The sequence below is a fragment of the Heyndrickxia camelliae genome (assembly GCF_002844575.1).
Lineage (GTDB): Bacteria > Bacillota > Bacilli > Bacillales > Bacillaceae_C > Margalitia > Margalitia camelliae.
This window is the reverse complement of sequence record NZ_PIQO01000027.1, coordinates 1-23388: the sequence shown is the minus strand read 5'-3', so window position 1 is coordinate 23388 and position 23388 is coordinate 1. Positions and strand designations below refer to the sequence as shown.

22 protein-coding genes, 1 pseudogene and 1 other annotated feature are annotated in these 23388 nt (G+C 35.5%); of the genes and pseudogenes, 19 read left to right on the top strand and 4 right to left on the bottom strand.

Annotated elements, in window-relative coordinates; genetic code table 11:
* Window positions 1-68: 68 nt before the first annotated feature.
* Window positions 69-551 (bottom strand): LiaI-LiaF-like domain-containing protein, encoded by a 483-nt coding sequence (locus tag CWO92_RS22325; RefSeq protein WP_101356416.1) that lies wholly within the window; start codon window positions 549-551, stop codon window positions 69-71.
* A 258-nt stretch (window positions 552-809) separates the two neighbouring features.
* Between CWO92_RS22325 and hemA the strand changes: the two genes are divergently transcribed.
* From hemA to ysxE, 8 genes are all read left to right on the top strand, one after another.
* Window positions 810-2162 carry a glutamyl-tRNA reductase gene (gene hemA / locus CWO92_RS22320; protein WP_101356415.1) on the top strand — a complete coding sequence of 451 codons (1353 nt, stop codon included), beginning with the start codon at window positions 810-812 and terminating at the stop codon, window positions 2160-2162.
* Between the two features lie 5 nt (window positions 2163-2167).
* Complete coding sequence (gene ccsA / locus CWO92_RS22315; protein ID WP_101356414.1) at window positions 2168-3001, top strand: cytochrome c biogenesis protein; 834 nt, start codon at window positions 2168-2170, stop codon at window positions 2999-3001.
* 12 nt (window positions 3002-3013) lie between these two features.
* Window positions 3014-3949 (top strand): hydroxymethylbilane synthase, encoded by a 936-nt coding sequence (gene hemC / locus CWO92_RS22310; protein WP_101356413.1) that lies wholly within the window; start codon window positions 3014-3016, stop codon window positions 3947-3949.
* Window positions 3946-4731, top strand: a complete 786-nt coding sequence (locus tag CWO92_RS22305; protein ID WP_101356412.1) for a uroporphyrinogen-III synthase — start codon at window positions 3946-3948, stop codon at window positions 4729-4731. The genes hemC and CWO92_RS22305 overlap by 4 nt, the downstream gene beginning before the upstream one ends.
* Window positions 4732-5709, top strand: coding sequence for a porphobilinogen synthase (gene hemB / locus CWO92_RS22300; protein ID WP_101356411.1), 978 nt, complete (start codon window positions 4732-4734; stop codon window positions 5707-5709).
* 21 nt (window positions 5710-5730) lie between these two features.
* Window positions 5731-7020 (top strand): glutamate-1-semialdehyde 2,1-aminomutase, encoded by a 1290-nt coding sequence (gene hemL / locus CWO92_RS22295; protein WP_101356410.1) that lies wholly within the window; start codon window positions 5731-5733, stop codon window positions 7018-7020.
* A gap of 408 nt (window positions 7021-7428) precedes the next feature.
* A complete protein-coding gene (locus CWO92_RS22290) occupies window positions 7429-8661 on the top strand; it encodes a LysM peptidoglycan-binding domain-containing protein (protein ID WP_101356409.1) in 1233 nt (410 codons plus the stop codon).
* Between the two features lie 259 nt (window positions 8662-8920).
* Window positions 8921-9952 (top strand): spore coat protein YsxE, encoded by a 1032-nt coding sequence (gene ysxE, locus CWO92_RS22285; protein ID WP_101356408.1) that lies wholly within the window; start codon window positions 8921-8923, stop codon window positions 9950-9952.
* Between the two features lie 86 nt (window positions 9953-10038).
* Here the strand turns inward: ysxE and CWO92_RS22280 are convergent, their stop codons facing one another.
* The gene (locus tag CWO92_RS22280; protein WP_101356407.1) at window positions 10039-10230 is read right to left on the bottom strand and encodes a YszA family small membrane protein; all 192 of its coding nucleotides are present in this window, start codon (window positions 10228-10230) and stop codon (window positions 10039-10041) included.
* A 194-nt stretch (window positions 10231-10424) separates the two neighbouring features.
* Window positions 10425-10662 (top strand) — a binding site (T-box leader).
* Between the two features lie 56 nt (window positions 10663-10718).
* Here CWO92_RS22280 and CWO92_RS22275 point away from each other — a divergent pair.
* The 7 genes and pseudogenes from CWO92_RS22275 to CWO92_RS22245 form a co-directional block, all read left to right on the top strand.
* Window positions 10719-13364, top strand: coding sequence for a valine--tRNA ligase (locus CWO92_RS22275; RefSeq protein WP_101356406.1), 2646 nt, complete (start codon window positions 10719-10721; stop codon window positions 13362-13364).
* Window positions 13365-13437: 73 nt separating this feature from the next.
* On the top strand, window positions 13438-14718 hold the full coding sequence (locus CWO92_RS22270; RefSeq protein WP_101356405.1) for a bifunctional folylpolyglutamate synthase/dihydrofolate synthase: 1281 nt from the start codon (window positions 13438-13440) through the stop codon (window positions 14716-14718).
* Between the two features lie 113 nt (window positions 14719-14831).
* Entirely contained in the window at window positions 14832-16532 is a 1701-nt protein-coding gene (locus CWO92_RS22265) for a sensor domain-containing diguanylate cyclase (RefSeq protein WP_101356404.1), read from the top strand.
* Window positions 16533-16666: 134 nt separating this feature from the next.
* Entirely contained in the window at window positions 16667-17425 is a 759-nt protein-coding gene (locus tag CWO92_RS22260) for a prepilin peptidase (RefSeq protein WP_199256922.1), read from the top strand.
* A gap of 106 nt (window positions 17426-17531) precedes the next feature.
* Window positions 17532-18521: a hypothetical protein gene (locus tag CWO92_RS22255; protein WP_101356403.1), complete on the top strand. Its 990-nt coding sequence runs from the start codon at window positions 17532-17534 to the stop codon at window positions 18519-18521.
* Between the two features lie 118 nt (window positions 18522-18639).
* Window positions 18640-19203 (top strand): Maf family protein, encoded by a 564-nt coding sequence (locus tag CWO92_RS22250; protein ID WP_101356402.1) that lies wholly within the window; start codon window positions 18640-18642, stop codon window positions 19201-19203.
* A gap of 42 nt (window positions 19204-19245) precedes the next feature.
* Window positions 19246-19620, top strand: a pseudogene (locus tag CWO92_RS22245) (UPF0758 domain-containing protein); the annotation flags it as partial.
* Between the two features lie 30 nt (window positions 19621-19650).
* On the opposite strand, the gene CWO92_RS22240 reads toward CWO92_RS22245, so the two are convergent.
* The gene (locus tag CWO92_RS22240) at window positions 19651-21045 is read right to left on the bottom strand and encodes a recombinase family protein (protein ID WP_101356401.1); all 1395 of its coding nucleotides are present in this window, start codon (window positions 21043-21045) and stop codon (window positions 19651-19653) included.
* Window positions 21046-21109: 64 nt separating this feature from the next.
* Window positions 21110-21742 carry a LexA family protein gene (locus CWO92_RS22235; protein WP_101356400.1) on the bottom strand — a complete coding sequence of 211 codons (633 nt, stop codon included), beginning with the start codon at window positions 21740-21742 and terminating at the stop codon, window positions 21110-21112.
* Window positions 21743-21898: 156 nt separating this feature from the next.
* Here CWO92_RS22235 and CWO92_RS22230 point away from each other — a divergent pair, with 156 nt between their 5' ends.
* The 4 genes from CWO92_RS22230 to CWO92_RS22220 all read left to right on the top strand — a co-directional run bounded on the left by CWO92_RS22230 (window position 21899) and on the right by CWO92_RS22220 (window position 23353).
* A complete protein-coding gene (locus CWO92_RS22230) occupies window positions 21899-22147 on the top strand; it encodes a helix-turn-helix domain-containing protein (protein WP_101356399.1) in 249 nt (82 codons plus the stop codon).
* A gap of 24 nt (window positions 22148-22171) precedes the next feature.
* Window positions 22172-22933 (top strand): phage antirepressor KilAC domain-containing protein, encoded by a 762-nt coding sequence (locus tag CWO92_RS22225; protein ID WP_101356398.1) that lies wholly within the window; start codon window positions 22172-22174, stop codon window positions 22931-22933.
* A complete protein-coding gene (locus CWO92_RS26395; RefSeq protein ID WP_268877616.1) occupies window positions 22930-23061 on the top strand; it encodes a hypothetical protein in 132 nt (43 codons plus the stop codon). Before CWO92_RS22225 ends, CWO92_RS26395 begins: the two co-directional genes overlap by 4 nt.
* 127 nt (window positions 23062-23188) lie before the next feature.
* Window positions 23189-23353 (top strand): YqaI family protein, encoded by a 165-nt coding sequence (locus CWO92_RS22220; protein WP_101356397.1) that lies wholly within the window; start codon window positions 23189-23191, stop codon window positions 23351-23353.
* The last annotated feature ends 35 nt before the right edge of the window (window positions 23354-23388 follow it).

The following is a 23388-nucleotide window of genomic DNA, read 5'->3' as shown; positions in this document are numbered from 1 at the left end:
TTCATGCGTTTTTGCTTTCGTAGATTTAACCAATTTCAATGATTTTTTTACTTATGTCCCAGCCTTTTTTACTTTTTCTTCACTAAAAGGATTAACCCAATTACAATTAGGGCGATGGGGCTATACTTCCAAAAGTTCGCTGCGCCATTTTGTAACAGATCTATGGTGCCAATTACTTTGTCATAAAAAAGAAGGATAATAGAAAGAACAAGAAAGAGCATTCCTTGAAAAAGTCCATTACGTGTTTTCTGATACTGCAATAGAAAACCCAGTGAAATAATTAAAAGGAATATTCCCATATTATTTGGCCAAATCGATAACTTATGAACAACATGAAAATGTAATCCGAAACCAATAAAAATGACGCCAGGCAGAATGACCTCGTAATTTTTTCCTTTGTAGCCTTGAATTAAAAAGGCAATTCCAATAATGATTAAAAGGGATGGCCAAGTGATATATTCTTTAAATAATTCAAGATGATTTTGGGAAAGATAAAAATAGAATCCAAATCCTAATAAAATAATTCCAGCAAATACTTTTTGATTTTTCATACATATCCTACTTTCAACCACTTTGCTTGATTATCCTGTATATATTTGATACTGTACATATGGAACTTAATTTTAGCCGATAGGCGTGTGGTTTACGCTTTTCTAATTTATCATATCATAGTATTCATTTTCTTTTCACATTTTTTAAAAGCAATGAATTTCGTACGTGTTATAATAGTAATGAAATTTATATATAAGTCAAATTACTGATTTTTTATAATTAATTGTGATGGTTGATGTTACGGGGGGTCTCTTATTATGTACATCATAGCGGTTGGTTTAAATTATAAAACAGCCCCTGTGGAAATTCGGGAACGACTTTCCTTTAATGAGGAAGAATTACAATCTGCAATGACAGCCTTGAAGAACAAAAAAAGTATCTTAGAGAATGTCATTGTTTCTACTTGTAATCGGACAGAAGTCTATGCTGTTGTCGACCAGTTACATACCGGCCGATATTACATAAAGGATTTCCTAGCCGAATGGTTTCGCATGGATAAAGATGAGTTTTCACCATACTTATTTATATATGAACAGGACGGGGCAATTGAGCATCTGTTTAAAGTGATATGCGGATTAAATTCAATGGTATTAGGAGAAACGCAAATTCTTGGACAAGTTCGCAATAGCTTTTTAACTGGACAAGAAGCAGGCTCGACTGGGACTATATTTAATCATCTTTTTAAAGAAGCAATAACGCTTGCCAAAAAGGGTCATTCCGAGACAGAGATTGGCTCCAATGCGGTTTCTGTCAGTTATGCCGCGGTAGAACTTGCAAAGAAAATATTTGGCGATTTAAAAGATAAGCACGTTCTTATTGTTGGAGCGGGTAAAATGGGCGAACTAGCAATCGAAAATCTTCATGGCAGTGGAGCAACGAACATAACGGTTATTAACCGAACGTTTGAAAAGGCACAAAATCTTGCAGAGCGTTTCAACGGCACGGCTAAGTCTCTTCAGGAAATGCAATGCGCTCTTGTAGAAGCTGATATTTTGATCAGTTCCACTGGTTCAAAAGATTATGTCATTACCAAAGAAATGATGGATTCTGTTAACAAAATGCGCAAGAACAAACCACTGTTTATGGTGGATATTGCTGTTCCAAGGGATCTTGATCCGCAAATTTCTGAGGCTGAGAATATATTCCTATACGATATAGATGATTTAGAAGGAATTGTTGAAGCAAATCTTGCAGAACGGAAAAAAGCAGCGGAAAAGATTATGATGATGATTGAAGCGGAAATTGTACATTTCAATCAATGGGTTAACATGCTTGGGGTAGTTCCTGTTATAACTGCCTTAAGGGAAAAAGCGTTGGCAATTCAATCTGAAACGTTGAAAAGCATAGAAAGAAAAATGCCTAACTTAACGGAACGTGAGAAAAAGATATTGAGCAAACATACGAAAAGTATTGTCAATCAACTTTTGAAAGACCCAATTACGCAAGCAAAGGAAATTGCTGCTGAACCAAATGCTCAACAACAGCTTGCGTTATTCAAAAGAATCTTTAATATTCAAGATCCAGCATTGGAAACTGAGAATACTTTACTTGCTGAGAATACGCCTCTTAAGCTAAGTCAACATCCTTCACCCGCAATTATTCAAAGGTGAAAGCTATGTTTGAAATCATGATGACTAGATTGCATGAGGGCATGATTATTCTTTATGCGGTAAGTATCTTACTTTACTTTATTGATTTCTTACAACAAAATCGGAAGGCAAACCAATTTGCCTTCTGGTTACTTTCAATTGTTTGGGTACTTCAAACAATTTTTTTGTTTCTGTATATCATCCATACGAAGCGATTTCCGGTCCTCACAATATTTGAAGGACTCTATTTCTATGCATGGGTACTGCTAACTCTATCCATTGTCATTAATCGCTTATTACGTGTAGATTTTACGGTGTTTTTTATCAATATAATTGGGTTTATTATTATGGCCATTCACACATTTGCTCCAGTTCAAATGCCTACTGAAACAATGAGTGAAAGGCTTATTTCTGAATTATTGCTTATACATATTACAATGGCAATACTCTCTTATGTTGCATTCTCTCTTTCTTTTGTATTTTCAGCACTATATTTACTTCAATATAAGCTATTGAAAGAGAAGAAATGGGGACATAGGTTATGGCGTTTAAATGATCTGGCAAAACTAGAGAAAATGTCCTATATTCTAAATTTAGTTGGTGTACCAATGCTATTATTAAGTTTAATCTTAGGACTTCAATGGGCGCTAATAAAATTACATCATTTTCATTGGTATGATTCAAAAATTATTGGCTCCTTTATTCTATTAATCATTTACAGCATAATCATCTATTTTCATGAAAGAAAAAATATGTTTGGCAAAAATTTAGCATATTTAAATGTTGCGGCGTTTCTTATTGTATTAATTAACTTTTTCTTAGTTAGCAGATTGTCAGCTTTTCATTTTTGGTATTCTTAGGGAGGAACAATGATGAGAAAAATTATTATCGGTTCAAGGCGAAGCAAACTTGCTTTGACGCAAACCAATTGGGTTGCGGACCAATTAAAAAAACTGGGGGTTCCTTTTGAATTTGAAGTGAAGGAAATCGTTACGAAAGGTGACCAAATATTAGACGTTACGTTATCAAAAGTCGGCGGGAAAGGACTTTTTGTAAAAGAAATTGAGCAAGCAATGCTAAATAAAGATATCGATATGGCAGTACATAGTATGAAGGATATGCCGGCAATTCTACCGGAAGGACTTACAATAGGATGTATTCCGAACCGTGAGGATCATCGCGATGTGCTTATTTCGAAAGATTATATGACTCTAAGAGATTTACCTAAAGGTGCGGTAATTGGAACAAGCAGTTTGCGAAGAGGTGCTCAAATTTTAGCAGAGCGTCCAGACCTTGAAATTAAGTGGATACGCGGAAATATTGATACCAGACTTGAAAAGCTTAAAACAGATGACTACGATGCCATTATTTTGGCAGCGGCAGGCTTATCCAGAATGGGCTGGAGTACTGATGTCGTTACAGAATATTTGGATCCGGAGATTTGTTTGCCTGCTGTTGGGCAGGGAGCACTTTCTATTGAGTGTCGTGCAGATGATCAAGAGCTACTAGAACAACTGGCGAAATTAAATTCAAATGAAACAGCTATTACAGTGACCGCTGAACGGGCATTTCTTCATAAAATGGAGGGCGGTTGTCAGGTACCGGTTGCCGGTTTTGCAAAGCTATTTGATAACCAAAGTATTTCTTTAACTGGATTAGTTGCTTCACCAGATGGAAAAACAATCTATAAAGAAACAGCTATCGGAGATGATCCTATCAAGTTAGGTGAAAAGGTAGCGGATATGTTAATTGCACAAGGCGCCAAATCATTGATTGATCAGGTAAAAAAGGAGCTTGATCCATCATGATTCCTTTACCGCTAAAGGGAAAAAAAGTATTTATACCTCGCAGCGGTAAACAAGGGAAGGATTTAAGCGAAAAGATTGGGAAATTAGGAGGAGAACCTTATTTAATACCTCTTATTGCATTTCGTGAAGGGAAGGATCCCCGAGGAAGAGAATACTTAAATAATTTAAACCAGTATGACTGGGTTATTTTTACTAGTCAGAATGGGGTTGAATTCTTTTTTCAGCATCTTGCTGATCAAAATATCTTTCTTTCTCCTAAAACGAAAATTGCTGCTGTGGGTGATAAGACAAAAGAGAGTTTAGAAAGACATCATATCAAAGTATCTTTTGTTCCCACATTATTTTCAGCAGATGATTTTGCCAAGGAGTTTCGAGACGCTAATACACATGCAAAGAAAGTATTAATTCCTAAAGGGAATCTTGCTAGGGACACAATCGCGCAATCTTTAAAGTCGGAGCATTGGCTTGTGGATGAGTGGATAATATATGATACTATTTTTCCTGTAGAAAGTAGAAAAAGACTAGCATCCTTACTTGAACATATTCAACTGGATTTTGCGTTATTTACAAGTCCGTCAACTGTACGCCATTTTATGGAGATTGCAAAGGAACCAAAGCTTTTAAATAAAGTAAAAAGGATTGAGTTCATTAGTATCGGACCAGTTACGAAGAAAGCAATCGAAGAATATGGGTGGACCGTTTCAACAAGTCCTGAAAGCTATACGGTTGATGATATGATTGATTGCTTATGTAAATTAAACATGAAACGGGAGGAAATATAAATGAAAGACTTGCAGTTTAAACGTCACAGAAGATTGCGCACCTCAGCAAATATGAGAGCATTAGTTCGTGAAACACAATTACATGTAGACGATCTTATTTATCCAATCTTTGTGGTTGAAGGTAAAAATATAAAAACAGAAGTACCATCTATGCCAGGTGTGGATCAAGTTTCTTTAGATAACTTAAAAATGGAAATGGATGAAGTAGTATCTCTTGGCATTAAATCAGTTTTATTATTTGGTATACCTGTGGAGAAGGATGAGATAGGTACACAAGCTTTTCATGATCACGGTATTGTGCAAGAAGCGACACGCTTTATTAAGCAACATTATCCAGAAGTAATTATCGTAGCGGATACATGTTTATGTGAGTATACAGATCACGGTCATTGTGGTGTAATTGAAGGCGGAAAAATACTAAATGATCCAAGTCTTGATCTACTTGCAAAAACAGCAGTAAGCCAAGCGCAAGCAGGCGCGGATATCATTGCACCATCTAATATGATGGACGGTTTTGTAGCAGCAATACGAAAAGGATTGGATGAGGCAGGCTTTGAAGATGTTCCCATTATGTCTTATGCAGTAAAATATGCTTCAGCATTTTACGGTCCTTTTCGTGATGCAGCAGGCAGTGCACCACAATTTGGGGACAGAAAAACCTATCAAATGGATCCTGCGAACCGCTTGGAAGCATTAAGAGAGGCACATTCAGATGTTGATGAGGGTGCTGATTTTCTTATTGTTAAGCCAACTTTGTCCTATTTAGATATTGTGCGTGATGTGAGAAATGAATTTAATTTGCCTGTTGTTGGTTATAATGTTAGCGGAGAATATTCTATGGTTAAAGGTGCAGCACTTAATGGCTGGATTGATGAAAAAACAATTGTATTAGAAATGCTGACTAGCATGAAACGTGCAGGCTGCGATTTGATTATTACCTATTTTGCCAAAGATGCAGCACGTTGGCTTGCAGAATAAGGATGATGGGGTGAGAGATTAATGCGTTCATTTGAAAACTCTAAAAAAGCTTATAAAGAAGCTGTAACGCTTATGCCGGGCGGTGTAAATAGCCCTGTTCGCGCTTTTAAATCGGTAAAAATGGATCCAATCTTTATGGAACGTGGTAAAGGCTCCAAAATTTATGATATTGATGGTAATGAATATATTGATTACGTATTATCATGGGGTCCTTTAATTTTAGGACACGCTAACGAGCAAGTTGTATCAGCTCTTAAAAAGGCATCAGAAAATGGAACTAGTTTTGGTGCACCTACCTTATTAGAAAATAAGCTGGCTAAATTAGTTCAAGAACGAGTACCTTCTATTGAAATTGTGAGAATGGTTTCGTCTGGTACAGAGGCAACGATGAGTGCATTAAGACTTGCCCGCGGATATACAGGCCGAAACAAAATTATTAAATTCGAGGGCTCTTATCATGGCCACGGCGATTCCTTATTAATTAAGGCTGGGTCTGGTGTTGCAACCCTAGGTTTGCCGGATAGCCCAGGTGTTCCTGAAGGTATCGCCAGCAATACCATTGCTGTTCCATATAATGATTTAGCAGCCGTACGTACTGCCTTTGAACAATTTGGTGAAGACATCGCTTGCATTATTGTGGAACCAGTTGCAGGTAATATGGGAGTCGTGCCTCCGCAGCCAGGATTTTTAGAAGGTTTGCGTGAGGTAACAACCCAATATGGCGCATTATTAATATTCGATGAAGTAATGACCGGTTTCCGTGTTGATTACCATTGTGCACAAGGATATTTTGGAGTAACTCCGGACTTAACCTGCTTAGGAAAAGTTATTGGGGGGGGACTTCCTGTAGGTGCATTTGGTGGAAAAGCTGAAATTATGGAAAAAATAGCACCAAGCGGTCCTATTTATCAGGCTGGTACATTGTCGGGAAATCCACTTGCAATGACTGCCGGCTATGAAACCTTGATTCAATTAACTCCTGATTCTTATAAAGAATTTATTAGAAAAGCAGATAAGCTTGAGGAGGGCTTGCATCAGGCAGCCTTAAAATATGATATCCCTCACACAATTAACCGTGCGGGATCTATGATTGGAATCTTTTTAACAAATGAAAATGTAATTAATTATGATACAGCAAAAACTTCCGATTTAGAATTGTTTGCAGCTTATTACCGAGAAATGGCTGAAAATGGAGTATTTCTGCCTCCATCACAATTTGAAGGTCTATTTCTATCTACCTCACATTCGGATGAAGATATTGAAAAAACTATTGCTGCTGCCGAAAAAACTTTTAGCACTATTCGGGGATAATGGAAAGAGGCTGGGACATAAGTAAAAAAATCATTGAAATTGGTTAAATCTACGAAAGCAAAAACGCATGAAATCAAGATTTTTAAATTTGATTTCATGCGTTTTTTTGATTTTCACTGCGTTTTGTCCCAGCCTCTTTTTGTTAGTAATAATCTGTAACACTGCTGAATATGTTTGTTATAAAGTTTTTTGATTAGTTGTTTAATTGCTTTCCGTTTGTTTTAAATTGTCTCATCTTTGGGGGTATTAATCTTTACTTGAATGTTATGATTATACGATTTTTCATTTAAATCAACAAGTTTAAGAAAAAGAGCCCTTGATAAGATTCATATTTTGTATGTTTTTATCATAGAGTGTTAATGACATAATGAATTAGTTGTTTATAGGAATTGAAGGGAGGAAGCCGCTTTGTCCGAAAATCAATCGTCTTTACGATTTTCATTAGAGGAATCAGTTTGGTTTAAAAGGGGACAGGAAGTAGAAGAGCTCTTATCCATTTCTTTAGATCCTCATATTACGATTCAAGAACAGGAACAATATATTGTAATTCAGGGAAATTTATTTTTAAGTGGAGAGTTTAGAAATAATGCAAAAACTGTAGAGGAAGAAGATTTTTCTTGGCAAAAAAAATATGTTCATACATTAGAATACCGTGATCAAGACGGGGTTTATGAATTTAATCATCAATTTCCTGTTGACATAACCATACCAAAAGAAAAGGTGGAAGATGTTTCAAATTTGGACGTATCGATAGACTCCTTTGATTATGATTTACTTGATGATCTTTGTTTGAAACTTAATGCTGATTTGACTATCTATGGGTTACAAAATGAAGAGGAATATACATCAGTAGAAGAGGCAGAGCCAGTCTTTCGTAATCAATCAGATGATAAAGAAGATGATGAGATAGATGATGAGGAAGATGATTCTACCTATCAATCTGAGAAAGAGCAACACAATCAGGAAGAAGAAGAACTAATTCCAATTTATAACCTATCCCGTAATGATACTGCTGATTATCAGGAGGCAGAAGAAGAGGAGGAAAATAAAGAGGAAGAGGAATTATATCAACCTTTTAATGTAGAGGTTAGAAAGGTTCCAAATGAGAATGAGTACAGTACCACTGAACAAGGCCCTTCCGTAGCCTTTGATGTACATCAGACACAGCCAGAACATGAGAATTCCTTCAATTCTTACGAGTTTTCACAATCATTATTAGATGAGTCATTAGAACGCAAGAAGAAGAAAAAGGCTAATGTACTAGAAGAAGAATCTTCCTCTTCCTCTTTTATGGAGATAGAGTTAGTGCAGGATGAGTCTCCTAATGTGCAGTATGAAGAGGTTTCCGTTGAGGAAGAAACAATAGTAGAAGAATTGGAAGCAACAGATAATAATAAAAAGAAGAAGAAAAAAGAGAAATATGAATCGATCTCCCTTACTGATTTCTTTGCAAGAAAACAGGATGAAAAGGCTGCAAAACTCAGAATGTGTATTGTTCAATCTGGGGAGACTTTGGATTATCTGGCTGAAAAATACAATATTAGTGTTCAGCAAATATTAAGGATGAACCATATGGAAACAAATCAGAGTGTTTCCGAAGGTCAAGTCTTATATATTCCATCTTACGCAGGAAAAAAATAAAAGGTTATGAGATAACAGAAGGTGGGTATATATTAAATCCTCACCTTCTATTCTAAAAGAAAAAATAACCAACTATTTCTGAGTACATTGCACAGGTTTTATTTTTTCAAAATGACAAAATCCAACAATGTGGATAACTTTATGAAGTATAGGCTGTGTCGAGCGTAAGTAGCCCACGGCTAAAGGACTTTCAGGTCTATTTTTTGGCAGTCCGTGTACCGGATAAGCTCCTCCGCATTTGTTTTTAGCAGGTGGTGAAATGAAAGATTCATCTTATGATGAAATAACCGCCATATTAAACCAATATGGTATAAGAGTAAAATATACAGAACAGTATGGGAAAACGTGGAAGGTATATTCGGACAATGGAATATATGCATTAAAGAAGATTCTTCCTCAAAATGGTGTTGACTTTGTCCGCAATGTTCAAGTTTTATATCAACGAGGTTATAATCGAATTGTCCCAATATACCCAACGATGGATGGAAGATATGCGATTCTCATGCAAAATTATTTGTATTATTTAATGCCTTGGCTTTCAAATGAGGAAAAAGAAGATCGAAATGAAAAACATCAAAAAATGTTTAGAGAACTTGCTAGATTGCATACCTTATCGTTGAAAAATATTCAAATAGAGGCGGAAGAGAGAAAAGCACATTTCGAAAATACAATGGACCAATGGGAAAGAGAAGAGGAATTTTTAACCGAGTTTTTAGAAACCAGTGAAAAGAAATGGTATATGTCGCCTTTTGAATTTTTATTTTGTATGTTTTATAACGATATAATGAGGGCACTCGACTTTTCCAAGAGGAAGCTCGAAGAATGGTATGAGACATCAAAGGAATTAACAACGGGCAGAACCGTCATTACACATGGAAAAATATCCACGGAACATTTTCTATATGATGACAAAGGATACGGCTATTTTACTAATTTTGAAAACTCCAAAATTGCTTCCCCAATACAAGATCTTTTACCGTTTTTAGCGAGGACCTTACAAACATACCCAAAACGTTTTGATGAATGTATTGATTGGATATACACTTATTTTGGACATTTTTCATTTAAGGAAGACGAGAAACTATTATTTTTAAGTTATTTAGCTTATCCAGGACCTATTTTTAAAACGGTCCAAGATTATCGTTTACAAAGATCAAAAAAAGCAGAGATAAAATTTGTGAAAGAACTGCAAAGTCACTATTGGCTGCTCAAAAATACAGAATATGTTGTGGTTAGAATGAATGAAATGGAAAATAGAATGAATATGACAGAAACGAAAACCCAAACCTAACTAATATGAAAGAGGTTTGGGTTATTTACCTTTCTAAAATAGTTAATGTCCAGCTCATGTGTCTATCAGCTGCCCATCCGCTTTTTTTAAAACCATTCAAAATAAAAAGCAAGGGCAATTAAAATAAAAAGTGCTAAAAGTAAAACATCAAAGGTAGTAGGAATGAGTATGGTGCGAATACCTTGGAAAATAGCAAAGGGAATAATCAATTGTTTGCAAATTCCCTTACATGTTTTAATCCATGATTGAAATGTGTATTGATTTAACTTTTTTTTCATCTCCTCACCTTCCACATCTTGATACCATATAATGTATGAGAAAATCAAGAAATGGTGCATTAGCCTAGATGGAAACATGCCTTATTTGGGTGGGATGCAATTTTATGAGAAAGATAGGAATATTTTTTATGAAAATAGGAAAAAATAATTGACTATAACCAATAAAATTCGATACTATATAGAAAAAAATAAAATCAAAAGCATTGATTGGGAAGAGTATGATTATAGTCGACTTCAAGAGAGGGAAATCGCTTGCTGAAAGATTTCCTAAGTTTAGACAAATCAGAAGGTCGCCCATGAGCAGCTTCAGTGAACGTATAAGTAATTGAAGCCGGTGAAGAGCCGTTATGGATGTTTAAGTGCCAGACATTGAATGTTAAACATGTCTGTGAAAAAAGGTGGTACCGCGAATCCGCTCCCTTCGTCCTTTTGACGTAGGGAGCTTTTTATTTTTCAGAAGGTACTTTTTAGGAAGGTGAGGAAACAAAATGGAAGCAAATGAATTAAAGATGTCGACAAAGTATGATCCGAAAGCGGTTGAAGAAGGTCGATATGATTGGTGGATTAATGGAAAGTTTTTTGAGGCAAAGGATGACCCTGAGAAAAAGCCTTACACTATTGTCATTCCGCCACCAAATGTAACAGGTAAACTGCATTTAGGTCATGCGTGGGATACCACATTACAAGATATTTTAACAAGAATGAAAAGAATGCAAGGCTATGATGTTTTATGGCTTCCAGGGATGGATCATGCAGGAATTGCTACCCAAGCAAAAGTAGAAGGAAAACTTCGAGAAGAGGGCAAAAGCCGTTATGATCTTGGCCGTGAAAAATTCCTAGAGGAAGCGTGGAAATGGAAAAAGGAATATGCGACGTTTATTCGCAAGCAGTGGTCTAAACTAGGACTAGGCTTAGACTATTCCCGTGAACGATTTACGCTGGACGAAGGATTATCAGAAGCAGTGAAGAAAGTATTTGTTACTTTGTATAAAAAGGGACTTATTTATCGAGGAGAATATATCATCAACTGGGATCCGGCGACGAAAACAGCCCTCTCTGATATAGAGGTTATATATAAGGATATTCAAGGTGCTTTTTATCATATGAATTATCCACTTGCAGATGGTTCCGGTACAATTGAAATAGCTACTACAAGACCAGAAACCATGCTCGGTGATACAGCTGTTGCCGTACATCCGGATGATGATCGTTATAAACATTTAATTGGAAAAACAGTTATTTTACCGATTACTGGCAGAGAAATTCCGATTGTTGGTGATGACTATGTAGATATGGAGTTTGGTTCCGGCGCTGTAAAAATTACTCCTGCGCATGATCCAAATGACTTCGAAATTGGCAACCGCCACAATCTTGCACGTATCTTAGTTATGAATGAAGACGGTACGATGAATAAGAATGCTGGTAAATACGAAGGTATGGACCGTTTTGAATGCCGTAAGCAAATTGTAAAAGACCTTCAGGAGCTTGGGGTATTATTTAAAATTGAAGAGCATATGCACTCTGTTGGACATTCGGAACGCAGTAATGCCATTGTTGAACCATATCTATCTACACAATGGTTTGTAAAAATGGGACCTCTAGCAAAAGCAGCAATCGAACTGCAAAAGAAGGAAGACAAGGTTCATTTTGTACCGGAACGTTTTGAAAATAATTATCTATATTGGATGGAGAATATCCACGATTGGTGTATATCCAGACAGCTTTGGTGGGGGCACCGAATTCCAGCTTGGTATCATAAGAACACAGGAGAAATCTATGTTGATGTAGAGCCGCCGCAAGACCTTGAAAATTGGGAACAAGATAATGATGTTCTAGATACATGGTTTAGTTCAGCATTATGGCCATTTTCGACAATGGGCTGGCCGAATGAAGATGCTGCGGATTATAAACGTTATTATCCAACAGATGCATTAGTTACGGGCTATGACATACTTACATTCTGGGTTTCACGAATGATTTTCCAAGGACTAGAATTTACAGGAAAAAGACCGTTTAAGGATGTATTAATCCATGGACTTGTTCGAGATGATCAAGGAAGAAAAATGAGTAAATCGCTTGGTAACGGTGTCGACCCAATGGATGTTATCGACAAGTATGGTGCCGATGCACTCCGCTATTTCTTAGCTACAGGAAGTTCACCTGGCCAAGACTTACGTTTTAGTATCGAAAAAGTTGAATCGGTTTGGAATTTCGCTAATAAGATCTGGAATGCTTCCCGATTTGCGTTAATGAATATGAATGGATTAACCTATGAGGAAATTGATTTAAGTGGAGAAAAATCCGTTGCAGATAAATGGATTCTCACGCGATTAAATGAGACTATTGAAACTGTAACCAAGCTCGCTGATAAGTATGAGTTTGGCGAAGTGGGCCGTGCACTTTACAATTTTATTTGGGATGATTTCTGCGACTGGTATATTGAAATGGCGAAGCTTCCTTTATACGGTGAAGATGAGGCTGCTAAAAAGACAACAAGATCTATTTTGGCTTTTGTCCTTGATCATACAATGCGTTTGCTTCATCCATTTATGCCGTTTATTACCGAGGAAATTTGGCAAAATCTCCCGCATAAAGGAGAATCTATTACCACTGCAAGCTGGCCGCAAATTAATCTTGAATTCCATGATGAAAAAGCGGCTAATGAAATGAAGCTATTGGTGGAAATTATTCGTTCTGTACGTAATATTCGTTCGGAAGTAAATACTCCACTAAGTAAAAAAATTAAACTATTTATTAAAGTGAAGGATGAAACAGTTCTAGAGACGTTAAATAATAATACTGCGTATATTGAACGTTTCTGTAACCCAGAGGAGTTGGTAACTGGAATCGATATTTCTGCTCCGGATAAGGCAATGACAGCTGTTGTTTCGGGTGCGGAACTCTTCTTGCCGCTTGAGGGCTTAATTAATATCGAAGAAGAACTGGCAAGATTGGAAAAAGAATTGGAAAAATGGAATCAAGAAGTAGAGCGTGTACAGAAAAAGTTAAGCAATGAAAAGTTTGTAAGCAAAGCTCCGCAAAAGGTAGTGGAAGAAGAGCGTGCAAAAGAAAAAGATTATCTAGAAAAACAGGCTGCTGTAAGTGCCAGAATTTCTGAATTAAAGGGAGAATAATAAGTGAAAAATTGGAAGGCGAATCACATAGGGGTTCGTCTTCCATCTATTTCAAAAGAAGGTGCTAAAAGACATGCATACATATGAGGAAGCTTTAGAGTGGATATTATCAAGATTAACATTCGGAATGAAACCGGGTTTAGAAAGAATGAGATGGATGATGGAGAGATTAGGCTCACCTGAGAAGGATTTGAGGGTCATTCATGTAGGAGGAACAAATGGGAAAGGTTCAACGGTTACATTCATACGTTCCATTTTAAATGAAGCAGGTTATAAAGTAGGTACTTTTACCTCTCCATCCATCGAAACATTTAATGAACGCATTAGTATAAATGGTATTCCCATCTCTGATAAAGAAATGCTGGAGTTAGTTCGCATTATCAAGCCAGTAACGGAAGAATTGGAAACAACGGATCTTGGCTCCTTAACAGAATTTGAAGTCATTACGACAATGGCAATTTATTATTTTGCCAGAATGAATCCAATGGACTATTGTATTTTTGAGGTTGGTCTTGGCGGCAGATTGGATAGCACAAATATCTTAGAACCAATTCTAACTATAATAACAAATATTGGTTTAGATCACATTAATATTTTAGGGGATACGATTGAGAAAATAGCTTTTGAAAAAGCAGGAATTATTAAACGTGGTATTCCATTAATAACTGGTGTTGAACAATCAAAAGCACTTGCTGTGATTACTAATAAAGCGAATGCAGTAGGGGCCGATGCGATAATTATTCATAAAGATTTTTACATGACTGATCGAAATCCTGTTGAAACTGGGGAAAGGTTTACTTTTAACAAGGGAAATCTATTCCTAAAAAATCTTGTTATTACAATGTTAGGTGCACATCAAGTAAAGAATGCTGCATTAGCAACGATGGCAACTCTTCAGCTTAACATCAAGGAAGAACATATTCGTAACGGGTTACGGAAAGCTTTCTGGCCAGGAAGGTTAGAGGTAGTGCAAAACAATCCATTAATTGTTTTAGATGGTGCCCATAATCCAGAAGGTGTTGAAGTATTAGTTAAGACCATAAACGAACGTTATAAAGACAAAAAGAAAAAAGTTTTATTTGCGGCATTACGTGATAAAGAATTGACCAAGATGTTTCAAGAACTGCGGAAATTAGATGGGGAATTTTATTTTACACAATTTCATTCACCGCGAGTAGAAACGGCACAAAAACTTGCAGAGTTAAGCTTGATGGAAAATACAACAGCATTTGAAGACTGGAAGCCAATCCTAATTGATTTGATAGAGAGTTTAGCAGAAAATGAAATGTTAATTATATGCGGATCACTCTACTTTTTAACAGAAATTAAACCATTTTTGAAGAAGTTTTTATAGGTTATTATTTTGAAACTAGGATATCGCTTTAATAGTGACATTCTAGTTACTGTTTGGTAAAATATTTTAGAACATTATGACTAATTAACCGGGAGAAATGGAGGAGGGAAGGAATGAAAGTAAATAGAAGATTTTCTATTAATCTTTTACTTTGGTTATTAATAGTGCCAGCCGGTACTTACTTTACTTTTCTATATTTTCCTCCGAATCCGGTAAGTATTACTGTTATTGTTGCTTTTTGCGTATTAGCAGGTATTGTTTCATACTTTCCGATTAACATTAATTCTACCCCAATATACTTCTTTCAATGGGTAACAATGGCGGGATTCTTATCGTATGGATTATTCTTTGAACTCATTTTGACCCAGTTCTCTATCAGTATCGTATTACTGTCCCAAAAAGTGAAAAAGGATGATGGATATCGATATCCATTTAATTCCGTCATGTTTTTTTGTATGTCCCTTTTAAGCGGAATTATTTATTTTGCGATAGGGGGAAAAATAGGTTTAACATCCATGCATGCCAATATTGTCCCAATTATTGTTTATGCGATTGCAAATGTCCTTATTAACCATATCATTATATGTTTCTCCAACGTCTTTTTTGGAAAGAAAAGCGGTCTATTTGATTTAGATGTATTATGGGAATTATTAATTATATGTATTGTAGTGCCACTAAGTATTATTCTATATTATTTAAATGACCAGCTATCATATATTGGCTTCTTATTAATTGCCCTTCCATTTATGGGATTTGGTTATGTAGTCCGACTATATAATTCCTCCGAAAGAATTAATGATTATTTGCTTAAGGCTGCAGAAATTGGTCATCAATTAAATGAAACGTTAGAGGTGAAAGAAGTCATGGATATTTTTATTCAAAAGCTTTCACAAACTTTAACGGTCGACTATGCGTACATTTTGGATGTAAAGGACGATACATTGGTGCTTTTGCGCGGAATGGAAAATGGGATTCAAATGCCCAATATGATTCCACCTATCAGGAAAAATGAGGGTATTAGCGGATTAGTGTGGGCAACTGAAAAACCTGTTTTCTTTAATAGTAAAGGAGAATGGGAAAATATTGCCGACGGTTATATGCCTGAAAATGTAGAAAGTGTTTTATGCGTACCAATTTTTAAAAATAAGAAAGTGGAAGCTGTTCTTTTCTTGGCCTCCACTAAAACAGGGCAATATGAAAAATATCAGCTGCCAATATTGGATATCCTTTGTTCGTATTTCGTTGTCGCCATTTCCAATGCGAGACATTATGAGCAAACAAGGAAAAATAGCGAGCATTGTCCACTAACAAAGCTTTACAATTATCGTTATTTTGATAATTTATTAACAGATGAATTTAAACTTCTTGATAAAGGCATTCGTAAAGAATTGTCTTTGATTATGCTGGATATTGACTCATTTAAGAAGATTAATGATACATACGGACATCAAAGCGGAAATGATATTCTCGTAATGATGGCTAAGCGTATAAAAGGCTTGATCGGCAATCGTGGAATTGTTGCACGTTACGGAGGCGAGGAATTTGTTATTCTACTAAAAGATACGAATAAAAATGATACATTACGTCTTGCAGAATTGTTACGTTTAACGATTGCTAATCGCCCATTTCTTTTTAAAAATTCTCTAGATGAAAATATGGACGAAGTCGAGGTGCCAATCACCGTTAGTATCGGAGTAGCTGTGGCCCCTTTCGACGCTGACGAAGCTTTAGCACTGATTCGCCACGCCGATCGAGCATTATATATTGGCGCGAAAAGAGCAGGGAAGAACCGAGTTGCGGAGTATGTGAAATGAAAAATCAACTCATTTGGAATTAGAGTTGATTTTTTTATTCAAATTGAAAAATAAGTAATAATAGAATAAATATTTACATGTAAATATACATATAAGATTATGAAGCTATTAAAAAGGAGTAAATGATATATTACATGAATGGAATCATAATAACATTTTTAACTGTATTCGGCCTTATTTTAGGATCTTTTTTTAATGTTGTGGGAATAAGGGTTCCGAAAAAAGAATCAATCATGTTTCCAGGATCACACTGTCCCGCGTGTAAGCATCGGCTTAAATGGTTTGAGTTAATCCCGATTTTTTCCTATCTTTTTCTGAAAGGAAGATGTCATTCATGTGGAATTAGAATTTCATTTTTGTATCCGTTTGTTGAAATGGTTACTTCTTTTCTTTTTCTACTTTCATATTTTAAATTCGGTTTAAGTGTTCAATTACTATTTGCATTGTTATTAGTCTCATTAATGGTGATTATTTTTGTAACAGATATCGTCTACATGCTTATTCCAGATAGAATTCTGATAATATTTTCTATCTTGTTTACCATCCTTCGAATTCTTTACCCAATGCAGCCGTGGTGGAATCCGTATGTTGGTGCAATTATTGCTTTTTTATTGCTTCTCATCATTGCTGTCATTAGTAAAGGTGCAATGGGTGGGGGAGATATCAAACTGTTTTTTGTTGTTGGATTAGCATTGGGAGTAAAAGGGGTTTTTACAACTTTTATATTATCGACATTCTTAGGTGCGATATTTGGAATAATTTTAATGATAATTGGTTTTTCCAAAAGAAAAGCGATTCCTTTTGGACCTTTTATAGGTGTTGGGGCAATTATAAGTCTATTATATTCTGATTCAATCATATCTTTATATTTAAATTTCTTTAAAATAGTATAAATAAAAATTTTGACGAAAACCTTCTGGAACAAGACGACAAAAGTCTTGTTCTTTTTTATATGGTATGTGTTAGCATTTAACAAATACGTGAGCGGGAGGGACAAAAATGGACAAGCAACCAGCAAACAAAATAAAAATTAAAATTAATGGTGATGAGCGTCCATTTAAAGAGGAGGTTGCGATACATAAGTGGAATGCAAATGAGGCGGAAACGGCTGCGGCAACGGAAAAAGTTTCAGAGGATGATCAATTTGAGTGGGTATTGCCTGAAGTAGAAGAAAATTCAATTCCCGAATTTAAAAAAATATATTATGAACCATCTCCTGAGAAGACAAAAACAGGTAAACTATTCAAAAAAAATTCCGGTTCTCATTATCTAACTATTTTTATTTCTGCTGCAACGGCCATTTCGATTGGCATCTTATTTGGATTTATTATGTTGAAGGTGATTGCCCACCAGACGGAAGGAGTTTCACAAAAATCTATTGGAAATAATTCGGGTGCTATCCCTACTGGAGCAGCCGCAGAACAAAAGAAAAATGTTAATCTTCCTGCTTTATCGACCTCCATTATTCAAGGTGGGGTATATGATGATGCAACAGAACCAGCGAATGAAATAAAGAGCAAGGGATTACCAACGGTTGTTATTCCTCTTGAAAGCAAGCAGTATGTTTTTATTGGGGTTGCAGATAACTTAGCAGCAGCTAAACAATTAGCTGTGGAGCAAAAAAAACAAGATGTACAAGTATATGCGAAACAATTAACATTTCCAGAAAAAAAAATAGAGGTTTCCTCACAGGATGAAAAAACGTTTGCTGAACAAACCGGTTCTCTATTTCAATTATTAGCGAGAGAAGCCTCTAATGCTTATCTGACCTCTAGCATGAACTCAGATAATCTATCAAAAATTGAAAGACAATATAAGCAAGTAGCAGGACTTAAGAATTTTAAAAGTAACGAGTTGAAAAAACTGCTTACTGCACAAAAAGAATGCTATCAACATCTATTGAGTTTTCAAAAAAGTAGAGATAAAAATGAAATAATAAGTGCGCAACAAGCCTTGCTATCATTTTTAAAACAATATAGTGAGTTGTAAAGGGGATAGATTATTTCTATCCTCCTTTTTAATGGACAATCCCATTGAGAATGACCTTCTTTTTTGATAGGATAAAAATGGATGTATCTCCAAAATTCATAACGAAGGGAAAAGAGTCATGCCAAAACTAATATTAGCCTCACAATCACCTCGCAGAAAGGAACTTCTCCAAAAACTACAAATCCCCTTTGAAACTATCGCTAGTAATGCCGATGAACAACTTACTGAAAAATTATCGCCCGAAGAAGCTGTAATGGAATTAGCAACACGAAAAGCTGTTGTCATTGCGAATCAATACAAAAATGAAATTGTCATAGGAGCAGATACGATTGTAGTAAATAACGGAAAAATTCTTGGAAAGCCGAAGGACAGAAAAATGGCTAAGGAAATGCTGGAGAGTTTATCTGGAAGCCAACATTCCGTTTATACAGGTGTAGCAATTATGTATGAGGAGAAACCATATTCTTTTTATGAAAAAACAGATGTAATGTTCTGGGAGTTAACTTCAGAAGAAATTGATCAATATTTGGATAGCGGTGAACCATTCGATAAAGCGGGTTCCTATGGTATTCAAGGACTAGGTTCTCTCTTGGTAAAGAGAATTAACGGGGATTACTTTAATGTCGTTGGATTACCTATTTCCAGATTGAATCGTTTTTTAAAAGAAAATAAATTTTTTTGAAACTTAACTCCATAGACGCTCGTCTAAAAGGAGGTAAAAATAATGATACGGGATTTTCCGCAAGATGAAAGGCCGCGAGAGCGACTAATTCAAAATGGTGCAAGCAGTTTATCGAATCAAGAGTTACTTGCAATTTTGCTTCGAACTGGCACAAAACAAGAATCAGTCATCCAAATGGCAAATCGTTTGTTAAAGAAATTCGAGGGGCTGCACCTTCTCAAAGATGCATCACTTGAGGAAATAATGAACATAAGAGGCATTGGATTGGCCAAGGCTGTTCAGATTTTGGCTGCTTTTGAATTAGGCAGACGTATTGCTAACCTCTCCTATGATGATAGGTACGTCATAAGAAGCCCTGAAGATGGGGCTAATTTTGTGATGAATGATATGAGATTTTTAGCACAGGAGCATTTTGTCTGACTATACTTTACATAAATACTAAAAAAATTAGTAAAAGAAAACCCTTGTTATTTCAACGTTTAATCCATCTTTCTCAAAGTGTATTTCCTTAACAAATAAATTTAAAAACTGATGTTTTTCTCTATCTGTTAGGTTCAGCCAGTTTAAATTAAAGTTGTTTGCAATTTCCTTTATATGTTCATGATCAACTTGTTGATTTACTGGTTGAATCTGTTTTAGTTGCTCTTCAAATTCTTCTAATGCAGTTTTCGTTTCCTTCATTCGATCCCCAAACTCATCATCAGTCATTAATTCATTTGCCCACGCTTTTTGGTACTTTTCTCTTTGTCTTTTTATTCTTTCAATTTGTTTTATTAAAACGCCCTTTTCTGACTCTTCATTTTTCTCTACTTTTGGCATAGAAGTAAAGGATAAATCCCTCATATATTTGATAAAGCCTGCATCTATTTTCTTTTGACTCACACTAATGGCCTTTCTTTTATTTAAAGCACATGCTTGGCAGCGGTATTGATTATGTTCAGTTATGTGACCATCTTTTTTACGGGTATAAGTTTGCCTTTCACTTGTCAGGTGATTACCACAGTTGGGGCAAATCAATTTCATTTGATACACAAAAAATGAATTTACTTTTCGTTTCTTTTTATTTTGTCTTTCGCTTAATATTTGAAGAAGATGTTCATATTCTTCTTTTGTCATAATTCCCTCGTGAGTATTTTCAATAATTTCATCTCTCCATTTAGTAGCACCATATAAAGCAGGGTTTTTAAGGATAGTTAATATTGAGGCTATGTGCCATTTATATCCTCGGATTGGAGGAAACCCACTATTATCAAGATAATCGGCTAACTGTCGAATAGAGTATCCTTGTTTGATTTTCTCAACCATGTCATCCACAATCTGTTTCTCATCTTCATTAATAACTAATTTATCATTTTTATCTTTATCAAAACCAAATGGAGCCTTAGCACTATATTTTCCTTGCCTAGCCTTTTCGATTTGACCCATGCGAACTCGTTCACCTAGATTTTCTCGCTCCCATTGAGCCATCAATGCAACTAACGAAATAAACATTCGACCGGTTGCTGTTGTAGTGTCATACATTTCTGTAGCCGACTTAAACTTACAATTATTATTATCGAATATATCTAGTAGCTTGTACAAATCTATAATAGATCTTGTAAGTCGATCAAGACGATATACTAATACAACATCCACAACCCCCTTTTTTATATGGTCTAACATTAATTGGAGCTGGGGTCTATTCATATCTTTTGCAGATATTCCCTCGTCTACATAAAACCTATATTCATTCCAATCTTGCACCTTACAAAACGCTTTTAATTTTTCACGCTGTGCGGAAATAGAAAACCCCTCTTTAGCTTGTTCCTCTGTACTAACTCGAACATAAATACCAACTGTCATTTTTATTCACTCCTAATTAAAAAGACGGGAGCTACCCGCCAATTAAATTGCTAACGTTAGAAATTTAAAGATCTACTGTGAACCTTATGGCTTTTCCAATTATTCTTGCTGGATTCAATTCAGAGACAATAATCGGTTCATAAGTAGGGTTATCTGGCATTAGAATAATAAAGCCGTCCTGTTTTTTTATACGCTTCAACGTAGCTTCTGTATCACCATTAAGTAAAACCGCAGCAATCTCTCCATTTTCTACATCGCTTTGTTCACGTATTAAAACTAAAGCTCCGTTTGGGATGGTAGGTTCCATGGAATTTCCTTTTGCTTCCAAATAGTAGGTATTACCACTTGGCGTTAATTCAGCTGACTCATATCTGTATCCTGAGAAATTCTCAGAAACATATATTGGTTCGCCGCAAGCAATTGTTCCTAAAATAGGGATAGACACTAACTGTGGATTAGTCGTATAAATATTCTCAGGCTTTTCTTCTGTTAAATCAGATCGAGATATCCCGAAATAATTTGCCATTAATTGAATCTTATCGATTCTTGGATATGTTTTAGCATTAATCCAATTTGATACGGTCATTTCAGGAAAATTTAAGTCCTTCGCTAAGTCAGTTTGAGTTTTTCCAGTTCTCTTTAGGTGTTTTTTTAGATTTTGTGACATAACGTTCTTTAATTTTTGTGAATCGTTCAATTTGTCCACCTCCTTTCCTATTTAATATACCGTTTTTCGGTAGGAATGTAAAGATAAAAAGTACCGTTTTAAAGTATTTTTTTATTTTTTAGTATTGACACTAACGTTTAACGGTAGTATATTTGGAACATAGAAATAAGGAAAGGAGTTGATAAAATGTTTCAAATATCACTTGCTTCAGCCAGAGTAAATGCAGAATTAAAACAAGAAGAAGCCGCAGAGAAAATAGGAATCACTGCAAAAACTCTCAGAAATTACGAACAAGGGAAGACAGCAATACCTGGTCACATTCTAAGAAAGGCAGCAAAAATTTATGGAGTACCTGAGGATTTAATTCGCCTTCCAAATGTGGATGATGGAAATTATGATGAGGATGAAAAATTTTTGAGATACACTACCGTTTAAAGGTATTATATCGGAGGGAATACTATGGGTTTAAATGTTGTAAACATACAAGGTAACCTCTTAGCGAATAGCCGAGATGTTGCGAAAATGATAGGTAAACGCCATTCAGATTTGTTAAGAAGCATTGATGGATATGTGGAAATTTTACTCAACGCAAAAATGCGTTCAGTGGATTTTTTTATCAAAAATACTTATCAAGACTCAACTGGTCGAGAATTACCATGTTACTTTCTTACTCGAAAAGGGTGCGATATGGTAGCAAACAAACTTACTGGCGAAAAAGGTGTTCTTTTTACAGCTGCATACGTAACTAAGTTTGAGGAAATGGAAAAGCAACTTTATAACTCTTATAAACTACCAACTAATTATAAAGAAGCGCTTTTACAATTGGTGGAACAAGTGGAACAAAACGAAAAACTTCAAACAGAAAATCTTGTTCTTTCTCAACAAGTAAACGAATTGAAACCTAAAGCAACTTATTATGATTTAGTTTTACAAAATAAATCATTACTTTCTGTAAGCCAGATTGCAAAGGATTATGGTTTGGGGGCACCAACATTAAACAAAAAACTTCATGAATTGGGAGTCCAATATAAACAAGGTGGAGTCTGGTTGCTTTATTCCAAATATCAAGATAAAGGATATACGCAAACTACTACACATGTTATCGATGAAGAAAAGTCAAAAATTCATACAAAATGGACTCAAAAAGGTAGACTTTTCATTTATGAATTATTAAGGAGCGTTGGGATCTTACCACTCATTGAAAGAGAAGATGTTGCATGATAAAAGTCATTCCACCACAGATTAGCGAAGAAACTAAAAAAGAAATGGCAAAATTCTTTTTAAGAACTTCCATTCCTCGTATTTTAGCAGAGGAAAAAAAGAAGAAAGAGCAGGTGGTACCAAAATGAACTATTTCCTTACTCTATATTTCTTCACATTATTAGTAGCATTGATAAGCATTATGGTAAGTGATCAATTTTTAGGAGGTGAGGAAAGTGAATAAACCAGAGATTATTTCTCAAATTATAGGAGTCTTTGGACAAGCAACCAGAACATGCCGGTATAGATTATTTCGGAAATGAAATCCTTGTTGGTGATTCAATAGTTATCGATCCAGTCAATGGTGAAACAATTTTAGAGGAACATTTGGAAGATTACTTGATTGAAAAATGTGGATTTGAATTTAAAACTGCGGAATAGGAGGGAAAATGATGGATATTACAGTTAATGAACAA

Excerpts from the sequence above, each read along its gene's own strand:
- CWO92_RS22305 (WP_101356412.1), top strand. The coding sequence starts at position 3,946 with ATGATTCCTTTACCGCTAAAGGGAAAAAAAGTATTTATACCTCGCAGC.
- CWO92_RS22250 (WP_101356402.1), top strand. The coding sequence starts at position 18,640 with ATGCCAAAACTAATATTAGCCTCACAATCACCTCGCAGAAAGGAACTT.
- CWO92_RS22260 (WP_199256922.1), top strand. The coding sequence starts at position 16,667 with ATGAATGGAATCATAATAACATTTTTAACTGTATTCGGCCTTATTTTA.
- hemC (WP_101356413.1), top strand. The coding sequence starts at position 3,014 with ATGAGAAAAATTATTATCGGTTCAAGGCGAAGCAAACTTGCTTTGACG.
- CWO92_RS22270 (WP_101356405.1), top strand. The coding sequence starts at position 13,438 with ATGCATACATATGAGGAAGCTTTAGAGTGGATATTATCAAGATTAACA.
- hemL (WP_101356410.1), top strand. The coding sequence starts at position 5,731 with ATGCGTTCATTTGAAAACTCTAAAAAAGCTTATAAAGAAGCTGTAACG.
- ccsA (WP_101356414.1), top strand. The coding sequence starts at position 2,168 with ATGTTTGAAATCATGATGACTAGATTGCATGAGGGCATGATTATTCTT.
- CWO92_RS22275 (WP_101356406.1), top strand. The coding sequence starts at position 10,719 with ATGGAAGCAAATGAATTAAAGATGTCGACAAAGTATGATCCGAAAGCG.
- CWO92_RS22325 (WP_101356416.1), bottom strand. The coding sequence starts at position 551 with ATGAAAAATCAAAAAGTATTTGCTGGAATTATTTTATTAGGATTTGGA.
- ysxE (WP_101356408.1), top strand. The coding sequence starts at position 8,921 with ATGAAAGATTCATCTTATGATGAAATAACCGCCATATTAAACCAATAT.
- CWO92_RS22265 (WP_101356404.1), top strand. The coding sequence starts at position 14,832 with ATGAAAGTAAATAGAAGATTTTCTATTAATCTTTTACTTTGGTTATTA.
- hemB (WP_101356411.1), top strand. The coding sequence starts at position 4,732 with ATGAAAGACTTGCAGTTTAAACGTCACAGAAGATTGCGCACCTCAGCA.
- CWO92_RS22225 (WP_101356398.1), top strand. The coding sequence starts at position 22,172 with ATGGGTTTAAATGTTGTAAACATACAAGGTAACCTCTTAGCGAATAGC.
- CWO92_RS22280 (WP_101356407.1), bottom strand. The coding sequence starts at position 10,230 with ATGAAAAAAAAGTTAAATCAATACACATTTCAATCATGGATTAAAACA.
- CWO92_RS22230 (WP_101356399.1), top strand. The coding sequence starts at position 21,899 with ATGTTTCAAATATCACTTGCTTCAGCCAGAGTAAATGCAGAATTAAAA.
- hemA (WP_101356415.1), top strand. The coding sequence starts at position 810 with ATGTACATCATAGCGGTTGGTTTAAATTATAAAACAGCCCCTGTGGAA.
- CWO92_RS22240 (WP_101356401.1), bottom strand. The coding sequence starts at position 21,045 with ATGACAGTTGGTATTTATGTTCGAGTTAGTACAGAGGAACAAGCTAAA.
- CWO92_RS26395 (WP_268877616.1), top strand. The coding sequence starts at position 22,930 with ATGATAAAAGTCATTCCACCACAGATTAGCGAAGAAACTAAAAAAGAA.
- CWO92_RS22255 (WP_101356403.1), top strand. The coding sequence starts at position 17,532 with ATGGACAAGCAACCAGCAAACAAAATAAAAATTAAAATTAATGGTGAT.